We start from the raw sequence: 1,171 nt of genomic DNA on the forward strand, positions 1-1,171 counted from the left end.
GCAAGCCCGCTTGTGTCTTGATCTGGGAATAAACTCTGAGGTGAGAGGGGTGGATGGCAAGCTGTAAGTCCGCAGTGCTAGAAGCACGAGTGGGAGCAAAGCTGCCATCCACCTTTCCACTCTGGCCCATAAGCCCGAACAGTTGAACGAGCGCCACTCGAATCACAAGCGTGGGCTAAGCCAGAGTGCTCTCACTCCTGAGTGTAAGAGGGTTTTGCCATGATTTCCTGGGTCGGCATCGATATATCCAAATCAAATCTTGTTGTCTGGGTTCAACCTCAGGGCGAAGGATTTGAGGTTTCAAACCTTTCTGAAGGCTTTGCTGAACTGATCAAACGCTTAAGATGCTTCGAGGTTGGCCGGGTGTTACTTGAGGCTACGGGAGGCTATGAGCGCCAGGTTATGGCAGCGCTTCAGGAGGCAAATTTCAACGTACTCCGGATCAATCCTCGCCGAGCCAGAGCCTTTGCCGTGGCAATGGGCAAGACGGCTAAAACTGATCCGATTGATGCGGCTGTTCTGGCCGATTTCGCCGAAGTTCTTCATGGGTCTCGTGAAAAACGCATTTCGCCTGAGCGTGAGGCGCTGCGTGAACTGATTCAGTTGCGCGAGCACTTCGTTCAGCAGCGCGACGATAACAAGCGTCGGCTTCAGCAAGCCCAGTTGCCAGCGGTTGTCACGGCCACCCAAGACCATATTCGCTACCTAAAAACGCAGATTAAGGCACTTGAAAAATACATCACTCACAGCATGCTTGAGCTCGACGCGGAAAAAGCCAACCGACTTATGTCTGTGAAAGGCATTGGCATGGTGGCTGCTGCCAGTTTGCTGGTTTACCTGCCGGAGCTCGGTGAGCTTGATCGCAGGGAAGTTGCGGCCCTGGCGGGAATCGCGCCGTATAACGACGACAGTGGAAATCACAACGGAAAACGGCAAATTTACGGAGGAAGAGGCCGCGTACGACATGCGTTGTACATGTCTAGCTGGGTTGTGATCCGCTATCAAGCTGACTTCAAAACCCGCTACGAGGCTCTGCGCGAGAGAGGCAAGAGCGCGAAAGTCGCGCTCATTGCCTGCATGCGGATACTGCTTATCAGACTGAATGCCATGCTGCGTGACGGCACCGAATGGAGGTGACGAATGGCATGTTGAAGACAGTTGCTCCCACATT

1 protein-coding gene is annotated in these 1,171 nt (G+C 53.5%); it reads left to right on the forward strand.

Annotated features, from left to right (window positions below; genetic code table 11):
* The first annotated feature begins 219 nt into the window (after positions 1–219).
* A complete protein-coding gene (locus tag BLL38_RS29955) occupies positions 220–1,137 on the forward strand; it encodes an IS110 family RNA-guided transposase (RefSeq protein ID WP_076965384.1) in 918 nt (305 codons plus the stop codon).
* Positions 1,138–1,171 lie beyond the last annotated feature (34 nt).

It is taken from the genome of Pseudomonas gessardii (genome assembly GCF_001983165.1).
Classification (GTDB): domain Bacteria; phylum Pseudomonadota; class Gammaproteobacteria; order Pseudomonadales; family Pseudomonadaceae; genus Aquipseudomonas; species Aquipseudomonas gessardii.

Bases quoted from the DNA above. Each gene is read 5' to 3' on its own strand.
- BLL38_RS29955 (WP_076965384.1), top strand. From the start codon at position 220: ATGATTTCCTGGGTCGGCATCGATATATCCAAATCAAATCTTGTTGTC.